The following is a 17123-nucleotide window of genomic DNA, read 5'->3' on the forward strand; positions in this document are numbered from 1 at the left end:
AGGTCTATTCTTGGGTTCTTTTTTCTAAAGTAGACGGACATTTCCAGGAGAAATGATCCTCCGATGGCTGTTGACCTAGAGAGTGGGAAATATTTGCGGATCGATTAGCTGCCAGATGTTGGAGAATATGAAAAGTTTCTTCTGCATCTCCTCCTATATTCTGTGCAATCTTCTCGGCGTTCATAGGGAGTCCAGAATGGGTCTGGAGGAACGTAAGGATTTTTTTCTGTAATTCAAGAACATGAAAAGCCGCTCGTTTTCCAGCCTCGACACCAGGTTGGTGATAGGCGTTGATGTGAGTTAGGGAACCATAAAAACCTACCGCTCGCTCATAGAGAGCAATCAGAGCCCCAAGGGAAGAAGCATTGAGTTGATTGATGCTAATCGTGAGGGAATCCCGTCCCTTTTCACAGAGCGCACTGCGAGTTCCCCGAAGAAAGCCCTGTAAGTAGTCACCACTAGTAATACCAGGCTCGACCTCTAGTTCTTGGAAAGAGGCTACTTGTCGAACCTCAATAAAAGTGACAAAAAAATTATCTACTCCATCTAGAAGTTGCTGAACATAGGTATGCTGATCCGTGGAACCCTTGTTTCCATAAACAGAAATACCCTGGTGAACAAGCCCACCATCTAGATCGCGTTCTTTTCCTAGGGATTCCATGATCAGTTGCTGAAGATAACGACTCAATAAGAGCAAGCGGTCTTTGTAAGGCAGGATGACCATATCCCCTTTTCCCCTTTTTTCCCTAGCGTAGTACCACATTAGCGCCAGGAGTAGTGCTGCATTTTTGCGTAAATCCGAATGACGCGTCCTCATATCCATGGTTCTAGCACCCCTTAGAAAGGAGGCGACATCTAGCCCTTGGAGGGACATGGGGACTAATCCCCCTGCACTCATAACAGAAGTACGCCCACCCACCCAACTATGTATAGGAAAACGTCTCAGCCAACCTTCTGCCCTAGCAATGGAATCTAGCGTACTATCGACCTCAGTGACTGCCACGAAGTGTTTATTGAAGGGGGAAATTCCGGCTTGCTTGAAGGCATGTTGGACTGTCAGCAATCCATTATGGGGTTCTTTAGTGTTCCCGGATTTCGAGATCACTACAACAAGAGTAGCATCCAACTTACCAGAGAGCTTTGCCAGTACCCTTGCGAAGCCATCTGGATCTGTATTATCCAGAAAGTGAACCGATAGGGGATCTTGTGCGTTTCCTAGGGCATCGGACACGAGTTGTGGACCAAGAGCGGAACCTCCAATTCCAATAGAGAGTACATCCGTAAACTTTTTCCCGGTAACCCCGCGTACGGTGCCAAGGTGAACATCAGCAGAAAATTTGAGAACAGTATCCAGGGCATTGGCAATGCCCATACGTAACTCTGCAGTGGGGGCAAGACCAGGATCTCTCAACCAGTAATGGCCTACCATACGGTTTTCATCTTGGTTAGCGATATTCCCTCTTTCTAATTCCTCCATAGACAAAAGAGCTTGTTTTGCACGGCTTTGCATACTAGGCAAAAAATCCTCCGAAAAACCCATACGGCTGATGTCCAAAGAAAAACCCGAATCTTCATAGCGTAGAAAGTATTCCTGGAACCTAGTCCAGAGGGACATTGCGCTCATAGAGCATAGCAAAATGAAAGATGGAATTTGCAGACCAAACCCGTTAACTGGAGAGATACTTCTTGGCAAACGTAAAACGCATGGAAAGGGAATTCTTTACTCTGTCCGAAGCAGAAACTCAAACAGTGGGTGAGGCTCTTGCGGCGAAGCTCTCCACTGGCAGTGTGCTCTGTCTAGAAGGACCCATGGGGGCTGGAAAAACTCAGTTTGTTAAGGGGTTAGCTCGGGGACTAGGATTTTTCGGAGAAGTGACAAGTCCCACCTTCCCCTTAATTCATGAATATGAGGGTGGTCGTCTCTTCTTGGTCCACTTTGATTTCTTTCGCCTAGATTGTGAGAAAGCAGTAGAGGAGTTAGGATTTAGTGATTACCTGGACCAGGCCATACTTGCCATTGAATGGGGAAGTAAGTTCCCTGCACTCTTGCCCTCTGGTACACGAACTATTCTGTTTAGGATTTTAAAAAATGGGGGGCGATGTATTGCCTTTTCGCACACACCTTGAAAGTATTGGCCATAGAAACTTCGACTCACCAAGGGAGCATAGCTATCCGGCAGGAGGGCAAGCTCTTGTTGATAGAACGCTTTGTACATCCCAGAGGCGGTGTGGAAGTTTTGTGTCGCACCTTAGAACAGATAATAAAGAGAGAGGGGCGTGTGCACCGCATTGCTGTTGGAATTGGACCGGGTACTTACAATGGGATTCGGGCTGCTATTTCCCTGGCTACGGGTTTAAAAATTGCCTGGAGGATTCCCTTGTGTGGTATCCCTTCCATTCTTGGGATAGAGTCCCTTACAGAGCGCTATGCGGTTGTCGGAGATGCGCGGGGAGGGTCGTTATTCTTCGGTGCTGTTTCTGGGAGACATCTAGAAAACCTTCAGCTCTTGTCTCATACAGAGTTTCAAAGGAAGCTCTACATTTGGAGCCAAACTTGTAAGGATCCTGTCTATGCAGCCGCTCCAGTTCCAGCGCTTCCAGAGCTACGTGTGCTTGCTCCCAGTGCTGGGAAATTGGCCTTTCTTGCGGAAGAGTACCCGACTTCAGAGCAAGGGCCTTCCCCCCTCTACCTGAAACCCCCACACACTACTCAGTCTACCTCTTCTCAATTTATCTTTTAACTAAGACATAACTGGTTGGTAGGTCACTTAAAAAGTCCCTTTCCTTTAAAAGTTCCTAAACCTAGTAGGGCACCCCGGTGGTTGCAGGAAAGACAGCGGTTCCTGCTTCACGAGACTCACAACGCACTTGTCAAGAGTGCAGATCCCCACGCGACGTGGGCAAATCGCTGACCGCGACGGCATCCCGCTAACACAGGTTAAAGTCAGTCATAATTTAGCTGTCAGATTCCCCGTGCTCTTTAGTCAGACTGACGAAGAGGTACTTGCATTTGCTAAGCAACACATCCTTTCTGGAAAGGACATTCTTGAGTGTTACAAAAGGCACAGCATTTCCCGTTGAGCATAGCAAGAGGACTTTGCAGCCTGCAGAAATTTACTGTCCTAAGTGGAATGGTAGCTCCCAGATTGGTGGCTGCGACCTATAAACCAGGATCCTATTATCCACATGGCAGGTTATTAGCAGCTAGTATAGTGTTTGGTTGTGTGGGGAAAGAAGCTCCCCTTTCTATCCGTATCCTTACAGTGGAAATGGAGGTTTCATCTCCCTAGAAAGTGAGGGGCGGCCAAAGCCTTATCTCAACATCCCTTCCACTCCATGTTGCCAAGGGCCTTTCATGCAGTTTATCCTCCTGGTTCCACTTTTAAAGCGGTAACAGGCCTCGCCAGCACTTTTCAATAACTCCATTGCCTTGCACACAGCCGTTTCGATTGTCCAAGCGCCTTTAGAGTTGGAAGTTCTGCCTTTCACAACTGGAAAAAGTATGACGCTGGAACGCTGGATTTCTTCGAAGCTTTGGTCTAGTCTTGCACCGCCTGGTTTTACCAGGTCGTTCCAAAAACAGGAGCTGTTTCAGTCGTTACCCTTGCTCAGAGCTCGGCTAGTAAGCAGGTGCAGACCATCGACAATCAGATTGTAAATGCCTATCAAGATTGTGTCTAGGGGGGCGTTTTGACATCCCGAGAGGGATTTGTCGGGTTTGTAAGGGCTGCGCTTGCGGAGATAACAGGAGGGTACAAACCGGCACGGCACGCCAAGCACAGGTTTAAAGTTACCACGGTTGCTGCTAAATGGGGATAGAGCTTAATGGAGGCCAGGGACCAAGTCCGAGGAACGAGCTTTCGCCTGGTGTGTTGGTTTCTCCCACCTACAAACTGTCCTCGGCACGCCTTGCAGCAATCTCTGAAGGAGAAGCAGGCGACAGCGCCTTTCACTGTGGATTCATAATTGCAGCACCGCTGATCGCCAAAGTGTTTGCCACTATGTTTTGGCGGAGTGCAGAGAGACACGATGGTAAAGACAATGGAGAATATACAGAAGATGGTGGTGTGAAAAGAAGCGCGGAAAAATTAAAGGCGACTTACAGATTTGGGTTGTAACAACCTGCTGAGACGAGTAGCAAAGCACTCACCGTTGAGGAACTCCGGCTGGACGCACGCATCGGTCGGAGCTAGTCCGGGGTCTCCTCCGCGAACATTACAACGCTTTTTTCAAAATTTCGGGAAGCTTGCTAGAGTTTCTGCATATCAAACGGAACAACTCCCAGTGAAAGAATTTGGTTGCATGCTGACATGCAAAGGCTGTGGACCGACAAATACTTAGACTAACAGGACACACTTCCTCACTAGGAGTACACAAAAATGCACATCGCAATTCGCAGCCTAGTTAGGAGCGCAGTAGTCCAGGACTACAAGTAAAACTCACGACAATTGCAACCCCTTGTGAAAGGAAAAAGAAAGCTATTAAAAAGAAAGTTATTTCTAGCTGCTTACTTAGATGCCCTAAGAATAGGAGTATCTCCAAGAGTCACGCTAAACTGGCCACGTAAGGATGTGTACATACTTGGCTGATAAAATGTCCGAAATTCTAAAATTTACTTGCACCTCTCCCTATGGGACGAGTAGCCTCCCCCCTCAGTGCGGGTGCTCGGAAGAGGGGGTGGTCCCTTGGTCCCTGTATGCACTAGGTGAGTGGATTATTGTTTTTTCCACGGAGGGTCTTTTCGCAATTTCTCAACTTGATGCCAACAACTAACCAGCTCGTCCGTAGTGGGCGAAGCAGAGTCACTGTAAAGTCAAAATCGCCAGCGCTTGCCAAGTGCCCTCAGCGCCGTGGCGTTTGCGTCCAGGTGATGACGCGGACGCCGAAAAAACCGAATTCCGCGCTACGAAAGGTGGCCAAAGTACGTTTGACCAATAGTCAGGAAGTAATTGCTTACATCCCTGGTGAGGGGCATAATTTGCAGGAGCACTCAATTGTATTGATACGTGGGGGCCGTGTGAAAGACCTTCCAGGAGTACGTTATCACATTGTGCGGGGCACGCTGGATAGTCTCGGGGTGGACGGCCGCCGCCGCGGTCGCTCAAAGTATGGGTCGAAACGTCCAAAACCTGGAACTGAGAAAGAAGCTCAGGGGAGCAAGAAAAGGTAGATTAGTTTATGTCACGGAGACACAGAGTCCTTCATAAAGAGGCCAAGCGCGATGCGCGATATGCCAGCCCATTGGTTGCCCGTTTGATTAATACTGTCATGCGTTGCGGAAAAAAGTCAGTTGCGGAATGCATTGTTTATACTGCTATTGAACAATCACGTGAGGGCAGTAATGCCATTGATCCCTTAGAGACTTTTAATAGGGCAGTTGATAACATAAAGCCCCGTCTAGAGGTCAAATCTCGCCGTATGGGTGGAGCTACTTACCAGGTGCCCGTTGAGGTGAATCCTGATCGTCAGATTGCTCTTGCCATTCGATGGATTGTTATGCTCGCAAGCAAGCGGAAAGGACTACCAATGGTAAAGGCACTCGCTCACGAGTTAAAAGATGCTGCGGCAGGGCAGGGGAGTGCCATTAAAAGGCGGGACGATATGCATAAAATGGCTCAGGCCAACCGTGCGTTTGCACACTTTCGTTGGTAGCTGTAGATGATCGAATCAAGATTCAACTTCACCGCTTTGCGTTGCTACAATGGCCCACCTTAATTCACCGCCGGCTCGTGCATTTCCGTTAGAGCACACGCGCAACATTGGGATTGCTGCGCATATTGATGCTGGAAAAACCACCCTTACTGAGCGCATTCTCTTTTATACTGGCATGATTCACAAGCTTGGTGAGGTTCACGAAGGAACTACAGTCACCGATTGGATGGAGCAGGAACGTGAACGAGGTATCACTATTACCTCCGCAGCTACTACCTGTACATGGGATCAGCATAAGGAGGAAGGAGTCTGTAAATTGTTTGAGGGACAAAAGCAGCGGATTAACATTATCGATACTCCTGGTCATGTCGACTTTACGGCAGAAGTAGAACGTTCCTTGCGTGTCTTGGACGGGGCCGTTGCCGTCTTTTGTGGAGTTGCTGGAGTGCAACCGCAGTCTGAGACTGTTTGGAGACAGGCTACGAAATATGGTGTTCCCAGAGTTGCCTTTATCAATAAAATGGACCGCACAGGGGCCGATTTCGACATGGCCGTGCGCAGCATGCGTACCAAACTGAATGCGAATGCATGGCCAGTCCTGATCCCGCTAGGGAACGAGAGCAACCTGCGTGGCCAACTTGATGTAGTCAATAAAAAAGCTGTCCTCTACCTGGAGGATAATAGTCTGGGTTCTACATATGAGATCGTTGAGGTTCCGGAGGAGTGGAGAGAAACTTCTGAAAGAGCGTATCGTGACCTCTTCGAACAAATGGTGGACTTGGACGACGAGCTCGGCATGCTCTTTCTGGAAGAAAGAGCCATTTCTGTACGAGATCTAAAAGCTGCTGTCCGTCGTCAGACTATTGCGAATCGCTTTGTACCCGTGGTAGGGGGATCTGCCTTCAAGAATAAAGGGGTTCAGTGCTTAATTGATGCAATTGTAGATTACCTCCCGAGTCCATTAGACGTCCCCCCCGTGCGAGGCCAAGATCCAGACAGTGGTTCTGTTATGCTAGCAACAGCAGATGACAGTAGCCGTTTTTGCTCGCTAGCCTTCAAACTCTGGGCTGACCCTTTTGTAGGAAAGCTAGTCTTTTTCCGGGTTTACTCTGGGAAGCTGAGCAAGGGTGATGTTGTGTACAACCCAAGAACCAACAAGCGGGAGCGTATTAGTCGTCTCATTCAAATTCAGGCAGACAAACGCGAAGATATAGATACCTGCTGTTCTGGGGATATTGCTGCTATCGTTGGTATCAGAAATATTACTACTGGTGATACACTTTGTGACGAGAATTGTCCTATTTTGCTTGAGCCGCCATCTTTTCCTGATCCAGTAATCTCTATGGCTATTGAGCCAAAGACTAGGCAGGATCAGGAAAAGATGGCAGTTGCCCTACAGCGTCTTTCAGAAGAAGATCCAACCTTTCGTGTCTGTACCAACACAGAAACAGGCCAAACAATTATTGAGGGGATGGGGGAGCTACATCTTGAAATCATTCGAGATCGGATGCTACGAGAGTTTAAGGTAGGTGCCAATGCGGGTAGACCTCAAATTGCCTATAAGGAAAGCGTTTCCAAGTCAGCCAGTGGGGAAGGTCGGCTCGTCAAGCAATCCGGCGGTCGCGGCCAATATGGGCATGTCATTATTAGGGTGTGCCCCAACGACCGCGGTAAGGGTATTACAATTGAAAATAAGGTAGTAGGTGGAACTATCCCAAAAGATTTTATCCCAGCAGTTATCAAAGGCCTCCACGAAGGTCTGCTCAATGGGGTTCTGGGAGGATATCCAGTCATTGACGTACACATTGATATTGTAGACGGTTCCTATCATGAGGTAGATTCCAGCGAGGTTGCATTCAAGATGGCTGCTATTTTTGCAGTTAAGGACGGCCTTAAAAAGGCAACCCCAGTTCTACTCGAGCCCATCATGAAGGTGGAAAATATAACTCCGGAAGAGTTTCAAGGAGACATTATGGGTGATCTCAATCGCCGCCGCGCGCGCATCGTGGGTATCGATGGGAAGGGCACTGTCTGCATCATCAATGCAGAAGTACCCTTGGCGGAAATGTTTGGGTATGCCACTGCAATCCGTTCACTCTCGAAAGGTCGATCATCCTACTCTATGCAGCCGTCGCACTTTGAACAAGTGCCGCAACAAACGCTCGGCGTGGTACTAGAGCAGAAAATTAATGGAAAGGACTGATGCCTACAGCAATGAAGCAAAAGATTCGGATCCGTCTTAAAGGGTATGATTTTCGCATCCTTGATGCCTCCGCTGCAGAGATTGTTGAGACGGCGCGCCGTACAGGTTCCAAGGTTAGTGGTCCAATTCCACTACCAACAGAAATCGAGCGCTTTACTGTTAACCGCTCGCCCCATGTGGATAAAAAGTCGATGGACCAATTTGAAATTCGGACTCATAAGCGCCTCCTGGACATTGTAGAGCCAACTGCAAAAACTGTTGACGAATTACGCAAACTCAATCTACCAGCTGGCGTAGACATTAACATCAAGATCTAGCTCGTATGAGTATCGGACTGATAGGAAAAAAGAAGGGGATGACTCGATTGTATGACGATAAAGGGCGCACCGTTCCCATAACTGTCATTGAGGCGGGTGGGAACTGGGTGCTACAAGTGAAAACACTGGAAAGGGATGGCTATATCGCCATTCAGGTAGGTTTTGACGGCCAAAAAAAACAACGAGTGACTCAGGCACAGCTTGGCCACTTTTCCAAAAGTGCCTCTGAACCCAAAAGGACAATTCGAGAATTTCGAATGGATCCGGATGAAACTGCTCCGTCACTTGGCAGTCTGCCAGTAACCCATTTCCAGGTAGACCAATTTGTAGACGTTATTGGGTATAGTAAAGGGAAGGGATTTCAGGGAGTTGTCAAACGGCATGGCTTTGCCGGACAGCCAGCTAGTCACGGATCTATGATGCATCGCAGAAGTGGTGCTATTGGCAATCGTTCTACTCCAGGTCGGGTGTGGAAGAACATTGGCATGCCTGGCCATATGGGCAACAGGCGTATCACCGTGCAAAACTTGAGGATTGTCCAAGTGCGAGAACGAGATGGTATCCTCCTAGTTTGCGGAGCTATACCTGGCCCAATAGGGAGATATGTTCTCATTTGTCCCTCTAAGAAGAAGAAAGGCGGCATTCAGCTTTTCAACAGATAGATATGGGTGCAGCTATACTAACAGTGCAGGAAGCTGAGGAGGCAAAAGTTGCGTTGATTACCAATGCGAAGGGAATACAAGCTGTGCATGATACGGTGGTTGCTCTTCACGCAAATTCCCGTAGTGGTAGCGCTAATACTAAGTCTAAGGGCGATGTGTCACTGTCCGGTACAAAATCTTGGCGGCAAAAGGGGACAGGACGTGCGAGAACTGGGTATAGATCCTCTCCCATCTGGAGAGGAGGAGGGGTAGTTTTTGGCCCCAAGCCGCGCAGCTTTTCAAAAAAAGTCCCTAAGCGAATCAAGCGTCTCGCCTTACGTAAGGCTTTTAGTGTTCGCCTTTTTGAGAAAGATATACTCATCGTAGACTCCTTCCAGGTAGCAGAGCCAAAAACAAAGCAGTTCCTTGCTCTTCTTGACAACAGTGTTTCCCAAACATGTACAAAGGTGCTTGTTATCGACGTCATGTTTGATACAACAACCATGAGGGCGGCGCGTAATGTCCAGGGAGCGCTTCTGGTACCCGCCAAGGATGTTCATGCTGCTCACCTGCTGTCTTTTGATAAAATTCTACTTACCAGAACAGCCCTTAGTACTATCGCTGCAAGGTTCTCCAAATGACGAAAGAAGCACAAAATCCAGTTCGTGGCGTGCTTTTTACAGAAAAAGCGACCCTCCTCTCCAGCAAATCGAACCAGTATACCTTTCGTGTTCTGCCATCCGCTAACAAAATTCAAATTCGGCAGGCGCTCAGGCAGCTTTTTAACAAAAAGATATTGGCTATCAATACGATGAGTTGTTCCGGAAAGAGAAAACGTGGATACCGGTCTAGCAAGTTTGGCCGCAAGGCGAACTGGAAAAAGGCCATAGTTACACTGAGTAGTGTGGAGAAGCTCGACTTTACGTAAGCTAAGATATGGCTTAAAGATTCAGACTTAAGTTTATGGCTCTAAAAACCTTCCATCCCCTCACTCCGTCTCTGCGTTTTAAGGTACTCCCCAAATTTGATGAGATTACCAAGGTCTGGCCTGAAAAGTCCCTGACTCTTCCTCTGAAGAGGACTGGCGGTCGTAACAACCAGGGGAGGTTAACCAGTCGTCACCGTGGTGGTGGACACAAAAAGAGGTTGCGAGTTGTCGATTTCAGACGTTACAAGCTGGGGGAAGCAAAGGTGTTGGCAATTGAGTATGATCCCAATCGCAGTGCGCGCGTTGCCCTGCTGGAGTACGTGGACAGGGAAAAAGCTTACATCTTGGCTCCGGCAGCTCTTCGAGTGGGACAGAAGGTGGTGGCAGGGGACAAAGCAGATCCTACTGTTGGCAATGCGTTGCCTCTAAGATCCATCCCTCTTGGGACTCCCATCCATAATATTGAGCTAGTCCCTGGGCGTGGTGCCAAGCTCGTGCGTAGCGCCGGGGTACAAGCTTTTCTAGCTAATCGGGAAGGAGGGGCTGCTTTCATTAAACTTGCGTCTGGTGAGATACGAAAAATCAGTGAGAAGTGTTTTGCGACGATTGGGCGAGTAGGTAACGTCGATCACATGAGTATTTCTAGCGGAAAGGCCGGGCGCAGCCGCTGGTTGGGGCACAGGCCACACGTGCGCGGGGTAGCTATGAATCCAGTGGATCATCCCATGGGAGGAGGACAAGGTAAGAGCAAAGGCGGTGGCGGACGTCACCATCCCGTCAGTCCATGGGGCCAGCTTGCTAAGGGATTTAAAACAAGGCGGAAACATAAGCCTTCTAGTCGCTTTATCGTGCAACAAAAGCTGAGAAATAAATAGCTACCTCATATGGGCAGATCACTTAAAAAAGGGCCATTTGTTGAATGGAAGCTTCTTGAAAAGATCGATGATTTGAATAGCAGTGGGACGAGGAAATCCATTAAGACATGGTCCCGGAAGTCTACTATCACCCCTGACTTTGTCGGACACACTTTTAACGTCCACAATGGAAAGGTCTTTGTTCCAGTCTTTGTCACGGAGAATATGGTTGGCCACAAGCTAGGTGAATTTTCTCCCACCAGGATTTTTAGGAAGCATGGCTCGCACACCGCCAAGGCAACCAAGTAGACTGAAGAAGTAGGCTGATTGTTTTTTTAAGGGCCGTGTACTTTTTACTTTTCTCACGAAAAGGGTTGTCCAGAACCAATGAATCTTGTTCACTATTGCCAACTTTGGAGGTTTGTCTACAAAGGTTAGATAATGGGAAACCGAGATAATGCAGGTAAAAGCAGTATATAAGTATGCAAGGATCTCAGCGTTCAAAGCGCGTGAAGTGATTCGTTCCATTCGTGGCCTGCCTGCACTTGAGGCCGTAGGTGTCCTGCAACTAGGCGCGCTCTCTAAGAAGGCGTCTCCGTTGATTCTTAGGACGCTCAAGAGTGCGATCGCAAATGCTAGAAGCAACGGTAATGTAGGTGTTCTTGTGGTTAAAGAGGCTACAGTAGGGGAAGGGCCGACTTTCAAAAGGTTTCGGCCAAAGGCGCGCGGCAGTGCTGGTCCAATCCGGAAGCGTACTAGCCACATTACCGTCGTTCTGAGCGATGCAATCGAGGTGAAACAAAAAGGGCAAGGGATGAATCGGGAACCACTTCCTGGAAGTCCGTCCGAGGAAGTTCTAGATACAAGCGGGTCTAAACATAAGCGGGGGGCTTGATTCTGATGGGGCAAAAAATTCATCCAAAACTCTTCCGGTTACCTCTCACGCGAGATTGGGCCTCGCGTTGGTTTGCCCCTAAGAAGGATTATGCTGAATCCCTGCTAGGGGATGAAAGAATTCGTCGGTACCTGAAAAAAAAGCTAAGGGGGGCCGCAGTTTCTAGGAGTGTTGTCGAGCGGGCCTGGAACAGCTTGCGTGTCACAATCCACACAGCACGACCAGGGGTAGTTATCGGACGTAGAGGGGTTGAGATTGAGAAAATGACTCAAGAAATCTCGGATATGGCGATGGGTAAGCAGGTAAAGATCGACATTGTGGAAATCAAGCGTCCTGACCTGGATGCGCAGCTCATAGCGGAAAATATTGCTTCCCAGCTGGAACGCCGTATTTCTTTCCGTCGTGCTATGAAAAAGGCAGTACAAACTACTATGGATGCAGGAGCTCTAGGCATCAAAGTGCGATGTGCAGGGCGCCTGGGGGGGGCGGAAATTGCCAGAACAGAGTGGACGCGGGTCGGAATGGTTCCACTGCACACTTTGCGAATTCCTATCGATTATGGATTTAGTGAGGCTAACACAGTAGCTGGTAAGATCGGCGTCAAAGTGTGGCTTTGCAGAAAGGAAGAAAAAACCAAGGCGGAAGTGATCTGAAGGTACCCCCAAAACTGTCGCATGCTTAATCCAAAAATGGCCCTCTTATGCCACTAGTGCCAAAACGCGTAAAGTATAGAAAAGTTCAACGTGGGAGCCGTGCAGGGACAGCGTCACGTAATTTGAAGATCGATTTCGGTGAATTTGGGTTGCAAACCCTGGAGCGGGCCTGGATCACGAATGTTCAGGCTGAGGCTGCACGTATCGCAATGACACGGAATATGAAACGGAAAGGGAAGCTCTGGATTCGTTTTTTTCCGGATAAATCTGTCACAGCACGTCCTCCTGAGACCAGAATGGGAAAGGGAAAAGGCCAGCCCGCATATTGGGTGGCTGTCGTACGCCCAGGTAACATCCTTTTTGAAGTGGATGGTGTGTCGGAGTCCATTGCTAGGGAATCTTTGCGCCTTGCCGCCAACAAATTGCCGGTACGCACTCGCTTTGTTGTCCGTCACCACGCAGTAAAACTGATGAGTACTGCTAACTAGTACAGCGAGTCCTAGGCTATACCAATATGAAAAACGATCTGAGAGACCAGTTATACGGATTGACCCTTGATGACCTCCGTGCGCGTGAACAGGAATTAAGAAAAACAATCTTTAAACTTCGCCTTCAGCAGCAAAGCGGACGGTTGGACAAGCCTAGCATGTTGCGAACTCTTCGTCGCCACATCGCTCGTGTTCAAACCATTATGAATGAAAAGATTAGAGACACAAATAACAGCGTTAATGTTGCCTTGTTGAAATGACCGCCTACAATGACGGAGAGAATGCCCATGTAGATCATTTGCCGAGGCGTGCCTTGCATAAAGTGCGTACGGGGAAGGTGGTTTCGGATAAAATGGACAAAACAATAGTTGTCAGTGTTGTGTCTAGAGTTGCCCACCCCCGTTTTAGGAAAATTGTTAAGCAGGTGAAGAAAGTTTATGCTCATGATGAAAGGAACGAAGCTAGAGTGGGAAACTACGTTAGTGTTGTGGAAACGCGGCCATTGAGTAGTCTGAAACGCTGGCGTTTGGTAGAAATACATAAAGCGTTAAGTTGAGTAGCAACAGAACCTAGCAGCATAAGCTCCATGATCCAGGTAAGAAGTATTTTAAGTGTTGCTGATAATACTGGTGCACATAAGGCTAGTATGATTGGTGTTATTGGAAAGGCGACCCGTGTTGCCAGAGTAGGAGACACTATTCGAGCCAATATTAAGGAAGCCAGTGCTGGGGGATCTGTTAGAAAGGGTGAAGTCGTCCTTGGGGTGGTTGTCCGTACTAAGAGTCATATTAAGCGAGAGGATGGTTCCTATCTACGATTTGATACAAATGCTGTTGTTCTCATCGATAAAGATGGAAATCCACGCGGTACCCGCATTTTCGGTCCTGTGGCACGTGAGTTGCGCGAAAAATTTATGAAGATTATTTCTCTTGCACCTGAAGTGTTATGATGGGTGGGCGCTTTTCCATTTGTCGGGGTGACACGGTAAAAGTAATTTCTGGAAACCATCGCGGTGCCCAGGGTAAGGTTCTTCAAGTTCTGAGGAAAAAGTCTAGAGCTATTGTAGAGGGGGTACACCTCCTCAAGAAGCACCAGCGTAAGAGTCAGGAGTACCCAAATGGTGCCCTTATCGAGAAAGAAGGACCCATTCACATTTCTAACCTTCAGCTGATAGAAAAGGGAAAGGGAGAAAGAGGAAAGAAGAGCGCCATAAAAGGAAGCCCGCGGGAGAAACCCCCTTCCGGAGAAGGCTAACAAATTCAAGATGCAAGCTAAGCTACAAGAAGAGTACAGAAGGCGCATAATTCCGGTTCTCCTAGAGAGGTACAGGTACAGGAACGTCCACCAGGTCCCCAGAATTGAGAAGGTAGTCATCAACACCTGCGTGGCCTCGGCCTCTAGTATAAAGGAGGCCCTAGAAGTTGCCCAGGCTGATCTAGGCCTAATCACCGGACAGAAGCCTATAGTAACTCTTTCCAAGAAAAATGTCTCTAATTTCAAATTGCGAAAACACCAAGAAATTGGCTCCAAGGTGACACTCCGTGGGCGCATCATGTACGAGTTCTTGGAGCGTTTTATCTTCGCAGCCTTGCCAAGAATACGTGACTTCCGTGGAGTTTCTGCTAAGGCTTTCGATGGCCATGGAAATTACACAATAGGGATCAGTGATCAGTCGATTTTTCCCGAGGTTGAGCTTGATAAAGTCAAGTACACTATTGGCTTTGACATCACCATCGTAACTACTGCTAGCACTAATGAGGAAGCAAGGTCACTCCTAGCCGAGGTTGGTATGCCATTTTCAGATAAGAAGTAAGGAGCCCAAAACTCCCCCTAGATTTTTTACCGTTAACTTGATTCACTGCCATCTATGAGCGTTTTGACCGATCCCATCGCTGACCTCTTGACTAGACTGCGCAACACCTTTCGGGCCCGTAAGAGCGAGTTTACTGTTCCCTATTCAAAATTAAAGAGCGAGATTCTGCATCTCCTTAAGCGAGAAGGATATATAAAGAGTGTCGAAGTGGATTATACAGGAAAACACCCGACCTTGAAAGTTCACGCTAAATATGTAAACAAGGGATCTGCCATTGCCGGTTTGCGGAGAATCAGTCGGCCTGGGCTCCGGAGATACGTGGGTTCTAAAGAGATCCCTCGCGTATTAGGGGGGATGGGGATCGGACTGCTCTCGACGCGGCTAGGAATCTTAACCGATCAGGAGGCCCGCCATCGCAACGTTGGTGGGGAAATCCTTGCTCACGTCTGGTAGGCCGATATAAATCCCGACAGTAGTCGGGATCCATTTGATTTTAATAAAGTTTGCCTCTACGAGAAAAGTGGCTCCTGAGCAAGGAGCTGTTGCAAAGAGAGACAGAGAAAAACATGTCACGACTTGGTAAGAAGCCGATTAAACTTCCTCAGGGGGTAAGCGCTGTGTTTTCCCCGGATGGCAGCGTAGCAATAGAAGGCCCAAAGGGGAGATTAGCATGGGTACTGCCTCCCATGATAAGGGTTCAAGTCAAGGAGAGGGAGGGTGAATTGCTAGTAGGACGGAGTGATGACTCACGTCGCGCGAGGGCCATGCATGGGCTAACACGGACACTTCTCTCTAACATGGTATCGGGAGTTTCAAGTGGATTTAAGCGAGAATTAGAAATTCATGGAGTAGGCTTTAGAGCCGCTGTGCGGGAAAAAGTTCTAAATCTTAGTCTGGGATTTTCACGCCCAATTCTTTTTCCGGTTCCAGAAGGCATCCAGGTTACCGTAGTGGACAATACTAAGCTAACTATAGAAGGAATTGATAATCAGCTTGTTGGGCAATGTGCTGCAGATATTCGGAGGTATTATCCACCGGAGCCCTTTAAGGGAAAGGGCATCCGACTAAAAGGGGAACAAATTCGTCGCAAAGAGGGGAAAACGGTTCAATAATCGCTTCTTCATTATGTCTAATGTCCAAAAACGTACCATTCGCCACTTTCGAATTCGAAGGAAGATCTTTGGCACCACACAGCGTCCGCGTCTGAGCGTGCATTTTTCAGGTCGGCACATTACTGCCCAAGTAATCAATGATGTAGATGGCAAGACAGTTGCTTCCGTAAACACTACAGAAAAAGACCTGAGGGGGACCGCTAGGGCAAATACGACTGGCGCGAAGACAGTTGGCACACTTATTGCTAAGCGAGGACTAGCGAAGGGTATCCGTCTCGTTGTGTTTGACCGTGGGGGGTTTCGATACCACGGTAAGGTAAGAGTGCTGGCTGATGCAGCACGAGAGGGGGGTCTCCAATTCTAGCCCAGCGCTTCCCCTTTCTCCGCGAGGACAAAACATCACATGCTAACTCCCAAGAATAGTAAAGAAAGAAGGAATACCTCTCGGCCTCCACGAGGAGCCAACAGGCAAGCTGCCGATTCCAAAAATACCCTCACTGACAAAGTTGTTTTCATCAACCGATGTGCCAAGGTGGTCAAGGGTGGACGCCGTTTCAGTTTTAGCGCGCTAATTGTCTCAGGCGACCGCCAAGGACGGGTTGGAGTTGGTTTTGGAAAGGCAAATGAGGTGAGTGAGGCTATCCGGAAGGCGACAGTAGCAGCGCACAAATGCCTGCTTAATGTTGCTATTACTGCAAATACGCTTCCCCATGAGGTGGTTGGGGAGTTTGGTGGGGGGCGTGTCCTACTACGGCCTGCTTCTCCTGGAACAGGAGTAATTGCTGGCGGCGGCGTACGCGCTATGATGGAAGTTGTCGGTATTCGAGATGTCCTGGCCAAGTCTCTTGGATCTAGCAATCCTACCAATGTGGTTAAGGCGACCCTGAATGCTCTAACTACCCTCCGAAAGCGTGAGCAGGTTGATCAAGTTCGTGGGAAAACTACTCCATTCCAAGGCTTCCTTGCAGCCGGCTGAATCAGCTATCGTCAGCCAACAGGCTATCCTAATTATGAGACTTCATGACTTAAAACCCCTCCCTGGAGCTAAACATCGTAGAAAGCGCCTTGGTGTAGGCGAAAGTAGTGGCCGTGGAAAAACCTCCGGCAGAGGACATAAGGGACAGAAAGCGCGTTCTGGTGGAAGTATTCGCCCGGGATTTGAAGGGGGTCAGATGCCGCTGATTCGGCGCTTGCCAAAGCGTGGTTTCAACAATTCCCGTTTTAAGGAAACAGTTGGAGTCGTCAACGTGGGCGATTTGGAGGAGTTCTTTGAGGATGGTTCATTGGTCAATGAGTCAACATTACGCAAGAGAGGGCTTGTACGAGGACATCTGCAGGTAGTCAAGCTCCTAGGAAAGGGCAGTATAACAAAGCAGTTCAGTATCGAGATAGATCGCGTTAGTGCTGCAGCGAAAGAAAAAGTGGAGAAAGCTGGAGGGAGCGTCGTGCTATGCAAGACCTCTTCGGAAGGTACTTAGAGAAGTATTTGTTCTCCTCATGGGAGCAATCCGGGGTGCTGCGAGGATATTGTTTTGTGGGATGTTGTGGGTGTTACGCATCGATGGAC

Annotated in this window: 27 protein-coding genes; 26 read left to right on the forward strand and 1 reads right to left on the reverse strand. The window is 48.5% G+C overall.

Translation table 11 applies throughout. The annotated features are described in order from the left end of the window. Positions 1-4: 4 nt before the first annotated feature. Positions 5-1624: a glucose-6-phosphate isomerase gene (locus tag AMD24_RS02380; protein ID WP_062100501.1), complete on the reverse strand. Its 1620-nt coding sequence runs from the start codon at positions 1622-1624 to the stop codon at positions 5-7. An 80-nt stretch (positions 1625-1704) separates the two neighbouring features. Between AMD24_RS02380 and tsaE the strand changes: the two genes are divergently transcribed. The 26 genes from tsaE (at position 1705) to rplO (ending at position 17034) form a co-directional block, all read left to right on the forward strand. Continuing rightward, a complete protein-coding gene (gene tsaE / locus AMD24_RS02385; protein ID WP_062100502.1) occupies positions 1705-2127 on the forward strand; it encodes a tRNA (adenosine(37)-N6)-threonylcarbamoyltransferase complex ATPase subunit type 1 TsaE in 423 nt (140 codons plus the stop codon). After that, entirely contained in the window at positions 2100-2741 is a 642-nt protein-coding gene (gene tsaB, locus AMD24_RS02390; protein ID WP_082383019.1) for a tRNA (adenosine(37)-N6)-threonylcarbamoyltransferase complex dimerization subunit type 1 TsaB, read from the forward strand. The genes tsaE and tsaB overlap by 28 nt, the downstream gene beginning before the upstream one ends. Before the next feature lie 336 nt (positions 2742-3077). After that, positions 3078-3290, forward strand: a complete 213-nt coding sequence (locus AMD24_RS04410; protein WP_062100505.1) for a hypothetical protein — start codon at positions 3078-3080, stop codon at positions 3288-3290. 579 nt (positions 3291-3869) lie between these two features. Beyond that, positions 3870-4118 (forward strand): hypothetical protein, encoded by a 249-nt coding sequence (locus tag AMD24_RS02405; protein WP_148565181.1) that lies wholly within the window; start codon positions 3870-3872, stop codon positions 4116-4118. 641 nt (positions 4119-4759) lie between these two features. Continuing rightward, positions 4760-5170 carry a 30S ribosomal protein S12 gene (gene rpsL / locus AMD24_RS02415; protein WP_062100508.1) on the forward strand — a complete coding sequence of 137 codons (411 nt, stop codon included), beginning with the start codon at positions 4760-4762 and terminating at the stop codon, positions 5168-5170. Between the two features lie 8 nt (positions 5171-5178). Then, positions 5179-5652, forward strand: a complete 474-nt coding sequence (rpsG, locus tag AMD24_RS02420) for a 30S ribosomal protein S7 (RefSeq protein ID WP_062100509.1) — start codon at positions 5179-5181, stop codon at positions 5650-5652. A gap of 49 nt (positions 5653-5701) precedes the next feature. Continuing rightward, the gene (gene fusA / locus AMD24_RS02425; protein ID WP_062100510.1) at positions 5702-7855 is read left to right on the forward strand and encodes an elongation factor G; all 2154 of its coding nucleotides are present in this window, start codon (positions 5702-5704) and stop codon (positions 7853-7855) included. An 11-nt stretch (positions 7856-7866) separates the two neighbouring features. Then, entirely contained in the window at positions 7867-8172 is a 306-nt protein-coding gene (gene rpsJ, locus AMD24_RS02430) for a 30S ribosomal protein S10 (RefSeq protein WP_062100870.1), read from the forward strand. A 5-nt stretch (positions 8173-8177) separates the two neighbouring features. Further along, the gene (rplC, locus tag AMD24_RS02435) at positions 8178-8834 is read left to right on the forward strand and encodes a 50S ribosomal protein L3 (protein ID WP_062100511.1); all 657 of its coding nucleotides are present in this window, start codon (positions 8178-8180) and stop codon (positions 8832-8834) included. 2 nt (positions 8835-8836) lie between these two features. Further along, on the forward strand, positions 8837-9454 hold the full coding sequence (rplD, locus tag AMD24_RS02440) for a 50S ribosomal protein L4 (RefSeq protein WP_062100512.1): 618 nt from the start codon (positions 8837-8839) through the stop codon (positions 9452-9454). Further along, entirely contained in the window at positions 9451-9741 is a 291-nt protein-coding gene (rplW, locus tag AMD24_RS02445; protein ID WP_062100513.1) for a 50S ribosomal protein L23, read from the forward strand. Before rplD ends, rplW begins: the two co-directional genes overlap by 4 nt. Before the next feature lie 35 nt (positions 9742-9776). Then, positions 9777-10616: a 50S ribosomal protein L2 gene (gene rplB, locus AMD24_RS02450; protein WP_062100514.1), complete on the forward strand. Its 840-nt coding sequence runs from the start codon at positions 9777-9779 to the stop codon at positions 10614-10616. 9 nt (positions 10617-10625) lie between these two features. Beyond that, positions 10626-10904, forward strand: a complete 279-nt coding sequence (gene rpsS, locus AMD24_RS02455; RefSeq protein WP_062100515.1) for a 30S ribosomal protein S19 — start codon at positions 10626-10628, stop codon at positions 10902-10904. Positions 10905-11052: 148 nt separating this feature from the next. Beyond that, positions 11053-11490, forward strand: a complete 438-nt coding sequence (gene rplV / locus AMD24_RS02460) for a 50S ribosomal protein L22 (RefSeq protein ID WP_082383020.1) — start codon at positions 11053-11055, stop codon at positions 11488-11490. 5 nt (positions 11491-11495) lie between these two features. Beyond that, positions 11496-12143: a 30S ribosomal protein S3 gene (rpsC, locus tag AMD24_RS02465; RefSeq protein WP_062100516.1), complete on the forward strand. Its 648-nt coding sequence runs from the start codon at positions 11496-11498 to the stop codon at positions 12141-12143. A 47-nt stretch (positions 12144-12190) separates the two neighbouring features. Beyond that, positions 12191-12631, forward strand: a complete 441-nt coding sequence (gene rplP, locus AMD24_RS02470) for a 50S ribosomal protein L16 (RefSeq protein ID WP_062100517.1) — start codon at positions 12191-12193, stop codon at positions 12629-12631. Between the two features lie 26 nt (positions 12632-12657). Further along, complete coding sequence (gene rpmC, locus AMD24_RS02475) at positions 12658-12891, forward strand: 50S ribosomal protein L29 (protein ID WP_062100518.1); 234 nt, start codon at positions 12658-12660, stop codon at positions 12889-12891. Positions 12892-12929: 38 nt separating this feature from the next. Beyond that, positions 12930-13187 (forward strand): 30S ribosomal protein S17, encoded by a 258-nt coding sequence (gene rpsQ / locus AMD24_RS02480; RefSeq protein ID WP_148565203.1) that lies wholly within the window; start codon positions 12930-12932, stop codon positions 13185-13187. A gap of 30 nt (positions 13188-13217) precedes the next feature. Then, entirely contained in the window at positions 13218-13580 is a 363-nt protein-coding gene (gene rplN / locus AMD24_RS02485; RefSeq protein ID WP_062100520.1) for a 50S ribosomal protein L14, read from the forward strand. Beyond that, complete coding sequence (gene rplX, locus AMD24_RS02490; protein WP_062100521.1) at positions 13577-13885, forward strand: 50S ribosomal protein L24; 309 nt, start codon at positions 13577-13579, stop codon at positions 13883-13885. The genes rplN and rplX overlap by 4 nt, the downstream gene beginning before the upstream one ends. Positions 13886-13895: 10 nt before the next feature. Next, positions 13896-14444: a 50S ribosomal protein L5 gene (rplE, locus tag AMD24_RS02495; RefSeq protein WP_062100522.1), complete on the forward strand. Its 549-nt coding sequence runs from the start codon at positions 13896-13898 to the stop codon at positions 14442-14444. Positions 14445-14498: 54 nt separating this feature from the next. Further along, entirely contained in the window at positions 14499-14897 is a 399-nt protein-coding gene (gene rpsH / locus AMD24_RS02500; protein WP_062100523.1) for a 30S ribosomal protein S8, read from the forward strand. Between the two features lie 113 nt (positions 14898-15010). Then, positions 15011-15556, forward strand: coding sequence for a 50S ribosomal protein L6 (gene rplF, locus AMD24_RS02505; protein ID WP_062100873.1), 546 nt, complete (start codon positions 15011-15013; stop codon positions 15554-15556). Between the two features lie 13 nt (positions 15557-15569). Further along, the gene (gene rplR, locus AMD24_RS02510; RefSeq protein WP_062100524.1) at positions 15570-15920 is read left to right on the forward strand and encodes a 50S ribosomal protein L18; all 351 of its coding nucleotides are present in this window, start codon (positions 15570-15572) and stop codon (positions 15918-15920) included. Positions 15921-15959: 39 nt separating this feature from the next. Further along, the gene (gene rpsE / locus AMD24_RS02515; RefSeq protein WP_082383022.1) at positions 15960-16532 is read left to right on the forward strand and encodes a 30S ribosomal protein S5; all 573 of its coding nucleotides are present in this window, start codon (positions 15960-15962) and stop codon (positions 16530-16532) included. A gap of 34 nt (positions 16533-16566) precedes the next feature. Next, entirely contained in the window at positions 16567-17034 is a 468-nt protein-coding gene (rplO, locus tag AMD24_RS02520) for a 50S ribosomal protein L15 (protein WP_062100872.1), read from the forward strand. Positions 17035-17123: the final 89 nt, after the last annotated feature.

Source organism: Candidatus Xiphinematobacter sp. Idaho Grape, assembly GCF_001318295.1.
Taxonomy (GTDB): Bacteria; Verrucomicrobiota; Verrucomicrobiia; order Chthoniobacterales; family Xiphinematobacteraceae; genus Xiphinematobacter.

What these genes read in the sequence shown, in the direction of transcription:
- fusA (WP_062100510.1), top strand. Translation starts at nt 5,702, where the DNA reads ATGGCCCACCTTAATTCACCGCCGGCTCGTGCATTTCCGTTAGAGCAC.
- rplP (WP_062100517.1), top strand. Translation starts at nt 12,191, where the DNA reads ATGCCACTAGTGCCAAAACGCGTAAAGTATAGAAAAGTTCAACGTGGG.
- rpsC (WP_062100516.1), top strand. Translation starts at nt 11,496, where the DNA reads ATGGGGCAAAAAATTCATCCAAAACTCTTCCGGTTACCTCTCACGCGA.
- rplN (WP_062100520.1), top strand. Translation starts at nt 13,218, where the DNA reads ATGATCCAGGTAAGAAGTATTTTAAGTGTTGCTGATAATACTGGTGCA.
- rplE (WP_062100522.1), top strand. Translation starts at nt 13,896, where the DNA reads ATGCAAGCTAAGCTACAAGAAGAGTACAGAAGGCGCATAATTCCGGTT.
- rpsL (WP_062100508.1), top strand. Translation starts at nt 4,760, where the DNA reads ATGCCAACAACTAACCAGCTCGTCCGTAGTGGGCGAAGCAGAGTCACT.
- rplV (WP_082383020.1), top strand. Translation starts at nt 11,053, where the DNA reads ATGCAGGTAAAAGCAGTATATAAGTATGCAAGGATCTCAGCGTTCAAA.
- AMD24_RS02380 (WP_062100501.1), bottom strand. Translation starts at nt 1,624, where the DNA reads ATGAGCGCAATGTCCCTCTGGACTAGGTTCCAGGAATACTTTCTACGC.
- rplX (WP_062100521.1), top strand. Translation starts at nt 13,577, where the DNA reads ATGATGGGTGGGCGCTTTTCCATTTGTCGGGGTGACACGGTAAAAGTA.
- rplO (WP_062100872.1), top strand. Translation starts at nt 16,567, where the DNA reads ATGAGACTTCATGACTTAAAACCCCTCCCTGGAGCTAAACATCGTAGA.
- rpsJ (WP_062100870.1), top strand. Translation starts at nt 7,867, where the DNA reads ATGAAGCAAAAGATTCGGATCCGTCTTAAAGGGTATGATTTTCGCATC.
- rplW (WP_062100513.1), top strand. Translation starts at nt 9,451, where the DNA reads ATGACGAAAGAAGCACAAAATCCAGTTCGTGGCGTGCTTTTTACAGAA.
- rplR (WP_062100524.1), top strand. Translation starts at nt 15,570, where the DNA reads ATGTCTAATGTCCAAAAACGTACCATTCGCCACTTTCGAATTCGAAGG.
- tsaB (WP_082383019.1), top strand. Translation starts at nt 2,100, where the DNA reads ATGTATTGCCTTTTCGCACACACCTTGAAAGTATTGGCCATAGAAACT.
- rpsE (WP_082383022.1), top strand. Translation starts at nt 15,960, where the DNA reads ATGCTAACTCCCAAGAATAGTAAAGAAAGAAGGAATACCTCTCGGCCT.
- tsaE (WP_062100502.1), top strand. Translation starts at nt 1,705, where the DNA reads ATGGAAAGGGAATTCTTTACTCTGTCCGAAGCAGAAACTCAAACAGTG.
- rplC (WP_062100511.1), top strand. Translation starts at nt 8,178, where the DNA reads ATGAGTATCGGACTGATAGGAAAAAAGAAGGGGATGACTCGATTGTAT.
- rpsH (WP_062100523.1), top strand. Translation starts at nt 14,499, where the DNA reads ATGAGCGTTTTGACCGATCCCATCGCTGACCTCTTGACTAGACTGCGC.
- rpsG (WP_062100509.1), top strand. Translation starts at nt 5,179, where the DNA reads ATGTCACGGAGACACAGAGTCCTTCATAAAGAGGCCAAGCGCGATGCG.
- rplF (WP_062100873.1), top strand. Translation starts at nt 15,011, where the DNA reads ATGTCACGACTTGGTAAGAAGCCGATTAAACTTCCTCAGGGGGTAAGC.
- rplD (WP_062100512.1), top strand. Translation starts at nt 8,837, where the DNA reads ATGGGTGCAGCTATACTAACAGTGCAGGAAGCTGAGGAGGCAAAAGTT.
- rplB (WP_062100514.1), top strand. Translation starts at nt 9,777, where the DNA reads ATGGCTCTAAAAACCTTCCATCCCCTCACTCCGTCTCTGCGTTTTAAG.
- rpmC (WP_062100518.1), top strand. Translation starts at nt 12,658, where the DNA reads ATGAAAAACGATCTGAGAGACCAGTTATACGGATTGACCCTTGATGAC.
- rpsS (WP_062100515.1), top strand. Translation starts at nt 10,626, where the DNA reads ATGGGCAGATCACTTAAAAAAGGGCCATTTGTTGAATGGAAGCTTCTT.